Raw genomic sequence first — 4,362 nt, forward strand, 5'->3', positions numbered from 1 at the left:
GCCCTTGAATCCCTTCAGCTCCTTCATCACCGATTCGGTGGAGGAGCGCAGGGTGGAAATTTCCTTCTTCGCGCCGCCTACGAGCGAAAGCAGGGAGTTCATCTCCCCGAGCACCTCCTTCTCCTTGTCCAGCCTCTGCTTCACTGATGAATACTCGGATGTTATCGTGTCCGCGGTCTTCCTGAGCGACGGCACGTCCATCTTCTTGGAAGAGAGAGTACCGGCCAGCTTCGAGACCTCGGCCTCCATGGACTCCAGCTCCTTCTTGAGCGAGGAGATGTTTTTCCTGGAGGAGACCAGCGCGGTGGTTTTCTTCTCGACGTCCGAACCGATTAGTTCGTTCCGCGTCTTCTCCAACTGCTCTTTCGTGAACGCGATGGAATCCTTTACCTGGCCAACCTGGCTGCGCACCTCCTCGAGCTGGTCGAGCGCCTTGTAGTACGCGTCTTCCTGGCCTGCCCTGGAGCTTCCAGTAACTGCGCCCTTTTTAGAAAGCTCGTCTAATTTGGCCGCGAGCTTCTCGTAGTTCGCGTTGAATTCGTCCTTGAAGCCCTGCACCGCCTTGAGGTTGGCCTGGGATTTCTCCTCGAGCGCCATCACTTCCTTCACGAGCCCGGATTTCTCGGTTTCGAGCTTCTGGGTTTCCGCGGTGGCCTTTTCCTCGGTGATGGCGGTCCATTTGAGGTAAACCTTGGTGAGCTGGTACTCTATGGATATTATCCCCTCGGATTCGAGGGCATGGGACCATTCCTCTATTGTTGATATGGGGATGTTGAGAAGGCGGGACGCCATGGTTATTTCGATTTTTCCCTTTTCCCGCACGAGTTTTATGAGAGATTCTACGCCTGTCGAAATCAGCATTTCGTCAAACTCCATGTTTGGATTTAGAGGTAATAATTAATAAATATATTATATCCAATAAGGAGTAATCACCCCATAAAATTGCTAAAAATGCGTGTTCAAATGCCAAAAACAGATTACACAGTAAAGAAGCTTGAGAAAGGCCCGCTCCAGCGATTCAGGAACCAGAATGCAGTGCTCAAGAAATTCGGGGAGAAGGGGCTGAGGCTCTACAAGGCGGCCAATGGGAAGCTGGGCTGCAGCGAGCTTTGCGCCGAGCTGGGCATCGAGCCGGATTTTGCAGACGAGGTTGCGGGCTGGCTCGAGGAGCAGGGCATGGCCGAAATCATCGGCGAGAGAAGCGCCGGGAAAAGGGAGCCCGGAGAAAAAGTAGCGGCTGAAGAGAAGGAGGAGGAAGCACCTGAAGAGGCTCCTGCGCCAGAGGAGAAAATCGAGCCGGCTCCCAGGCCGAGGAGCAGGCTCAGGGATTTGGTGGAGCAGGAGATGGAGAAGAAGGAAAGCGGCGAAGAGATAGTGCCTGTTGAAGAAGAGAAGGCAGTGGAAGAGCAGGAAGCTAAAGAGGCGAAGGAGGAGCCCGAGGAATCCAAGGCTGAGAGCAAGGAGGAGACGCAGGAAGCCGAAGAGGAAATAGTCCCCATAAGCCCTGAGGAAGAGAGTGCGGGGGAAAGCGAAGGGCGCTGGAAGGGTGCCGGGAAGAAGAGCGAAGACGAGGAGCCGAAGGAGGGTGAAGAAGGGAGCGAGGAAAAAACTGAGGAGCCGCAGGAAGATGAAGAAGTGCAGGAACCTGGGAAGGCGGAGGAACCCATAGGCCCTGAGCAGGATGATCCCGAGCAACCGAAGGACAGGGACGAAGAGGAGCCGGGCATCGAACCAGAGGAGCAGAGGGAATCCGACCCGGTGAGGAAAATCATACTTGACAAGTACGGCGAGATAGGGCTGAAGGTGTATTCGCTCATAGACGGCCAGAAGAACGCCGAGGAGATAATGAACGAGACCGGCGTGAGCGAGGCGAAGCTCATAGAGATGCTCGAGTTCATGGAGAAGCAGGGCATAATCAAGCTCGAGCACCCGGAAAGCAGGCCTGCGCCTGAATCAGAGGAGGAAAAGGACAGGTTCAGCCCGCTTGAGGACAGCGAAACCGGCACGAACGTGCGGGACCCGAATCCTGTGGAGATGGCCACCAAGCTCCAGGGAGGAATATTCAAGGACATAGAGATGCGGGCCAAAGTGGCGCTGAAATACGGGGAGAAGGGGACCAAGGTTTTCGACGCGCTCGGAAAGGGGGGCAGGACTGACATAGACCTGAGCATGGACCTCAGGATGCCGGTCTACGAGGTAAGGAACATTCTTTCCTTCCTAGCCGGGAACAAGGCGGTCATAATGAGGCCGCTGGACCGGAAGGACGTGGTGAAGATGTACGGCGAGGATTCTGTTTCTATATACAAGAGGTACGGGCGCGAGGGGGTGTTGCTTTACGAGCTCATAGGAAAGGACATGGGCATAAAGCAGATGGCTCAGATAGTGACTACTGAGAAGGAGAAGTTCGCGGAGATGTTCATATTCGCGCACAAGGTGCTCGGAGTGGAGATACCCATAGACAAGGATGTCATATACTCGCAACTCGGAAAGTAATGGAAAAGAACGCGGAATTCCTTGCGGTGGCCAGGCCTGCGCGGATTCACCTTCTCTTTTTCGCCCTTGCCTTTGTTTTCGCCCTCTTCTTAGGCCTGGTTTTCTTTGCGGCTTTTCCCTGGGCAAGTATCTTCTTCTGCTCGCTCCTGGTCACCCCGCGGAACAGCAAGGAAGAGGCTGAAAGGTGGAGCGAGGAGACCATCTTCCTGACCGAATTCAGGCTTAGGTACCTTCTGAGCTTGAGTCCTTTTTGGGCCAGCTTTTCTGAACCGGCGTAGAACGCCCCTTTCGCTTTTTCGATAACGTACTTCATTGGCTCACCTGAACCTGCGCGGGCTCCGGCCCGCGATGGTTGCTGTTTTTCCTTCAGGAATTAGGGATATAAAACTATCGCATTCGGTGGCCGAAACTGTTCCCCTGGATGCATGGGGCGGCTAAATTTCCTCGCACATTGTGGGACCGTTCTCCTTCTTGTCCCTCCGCATCCTGTACGTGCTCGCGAATTCGGAGCCCATGAGCTCCTCGTCGTGGGTTATCACGAAGGCCTGCCCTATCAGCTCGGGAAGGTTGTACTGGAGCACGCGGGCGAGCACTCCCACTGCCTCCTTGTCGAGATTGTGCGTGGGCTCGTCGAGGATGAGCATGCTGATGTTCGGAGTAAGCACTGTGGCGAGGGCTATCCTGAGCGAAAGCGCGATGGTGGCGCGCTCGCCTCCGCTGGCAAGCTCAGCCGGCCTCCACGAGCCGTCGGAAATCTCGAATTTGTAACCGGATTCGTCGGCAATCATGCGCAGGCCCTTGTAATCCGCGTAGGGATAGATGATTGCCCATATCTCGTTCATCGCGGAATTCAGCGCGGCCACCACCTCGGTCCTGAGCTCGGCTTGGGTTTCCACGAGCGCGTTCCTGTAAATTGACATTTCCTCGCACTCGCGCTCGAGCTTCGAAACCTGGCGCGCGATGGATTCCAAATCCTCGGCTTCGGAGGACGCGGACTTTAGGAGTTCGGCGCAGCTTCTGTGCTCGGACCTTGCAGATGCTAGGGATATCGCGAGCTTGTCGCCTTCGTTCCTGGCTGATTCGAACGATGTTCTGGCGGATTCGAACTCGGTTTCTCCGAAGCCCAGGGACTTGAGTTCGCCCTCGTGCCTGGCGAGCGAGGATTGCAGCTCCGCGAGCTTCTTCGCCTTCGCAAGGGCGTCTTCGAGCTGCGAGCGCGCATCGCGCGCTTTCTGCAATTCTGTTGAAATAGAATCCACGGATTTTCTTTTCGCTTCGAGCTGGGTTCCCAGGGAAGAGAGGCTTGCGCGCGCAGCGGCCGCCGTTTCCCCAAGGCTTCCGGATTCGGAAATCTGTTTTTCAAGCATGCGCGCCCGCTCCGAGAGGTTCTGGATTCTGCGCAACGCTGCGTCCAGCCCGGATTTCGCCCTGGACTTGGATTCCTTATCTGAGGAAACGCATTTCAGTTCCTCCTTCATGGATGCGGTTTCACGTGCGCACTCCCCAAAAACGTGCTTCATGCCTTCGGGGGTTATGGGGCTCCTGCACACCGGGCATTTCGACATGCCTGGCTCAAGCTTCTTCACGCCTTCCTCGAGCCTGCGGAGCTCCGAGGAGATGGACTGGGCGCGCGAGGAAATTTCAATCAGCTCGCGCTCAAGTATTTTGCACGCTTCCTCTGCTTCGGCCGGTTTTTTTCCGGCCAGGAGGAGCTTGAGTTCCCTGGTTGCTGAGGCGAGTTCGGCTGCCGCGGAGCGCCCGAGCTCCATGCGCCCCTCCAGCGAGCCCAGCTCCTTTGAAGCAGAAGTGTGCCTGGATTGCAGTTCCACCGCCTCTTTTTTCAGGGAAACGGATGTGGCTTCCAGCACG

At 56.0% G+C, this 4,362-nt stretch carries 4 protein-coding genes; 1 reads left to right on the plus strand and 3 read right to left on the minus strand.

The window, feature by feature from the left end:
- A partial coding sequence (locus tag WC488_04800; protein MFA5077716.1) for a hypothetical protein occupies nucleotides 1-876 on the minus strand: 876 nt, incomplete at its 3' end.
- 87 nt (nucleotides 877-963) lie between these two features.
- On the opposite strand from WC488_04800, the gene WC488_04805 reads away from it, so the two are divergent.
- On the plus strand, nucleotides 964-2,493 hold the full coding sequence (locus WC488_04805) for a hypothetical protein (protein MFA5077717.1): 1,530 nt from the start codon (nucleotides 964-966) through the stop codon (nucleotides 2,491-2,493).
- A gap of 46 nt (nucleotides 2,494-2,539) precedes the next feature.
- On the opposite strand, the gene WC488_04810 is transcribed toward WC488_04805, so the two are convergent.
- Together WC488_04810 and WC488_04815 are read right to left on the minus strand one after the other, a co-directional pair.
- Nucleotides 2,540-2,806 carry a hypothetical protein gene (locus tag WC488_04810; GenBank protein MFA5077718.1) on the minus strand — a complete coding sequence of 89 codons (267 nt, stop codon included), beginning with the start codon at nucleotides 2,804-2,806 and terminating at the stop codon, nucleotides 2,540-2,542.
- Nucleotides 2,807-2,927: 121 nt separating this feature from the next.
- Nucleotides 2,928-4,362, minus strand: a 1,435-nt coding sequence (locus WC488_04815) for an AAA family ATPase (protein MFA5077719.1), incomplete at its 5' end; no start/stop codon positions are given.

It is taken from the genome of Candidatus Micrarchaeia archaeon (assembly GCA_041650355.1).
In the GTDB taxonomy this organism is placed as follows: Archaea; Micrarchaeota; Micrarchaeia; order Anstonellales; family Bilamarchaeaceae; genus JAHJBR01.

What these genes read in the sequence shown, in the direction of transcription:
- WC488_04805 (MFA5077717.1), top strand. Translation starts at nt 964, where the DNA reads ATGCCAAAAACAGATTACACAGTAAAGAAGCTTGAGAAAGGCCCGCTC.
- WC488_04810 (MFA5077718.1), bottom strand. Translation starts at nt 2,806, where the DNA reads ATGAAGTACGTTATCGAAAAAGCGAAAGGGGCGTTCTACGCCGGTTCA.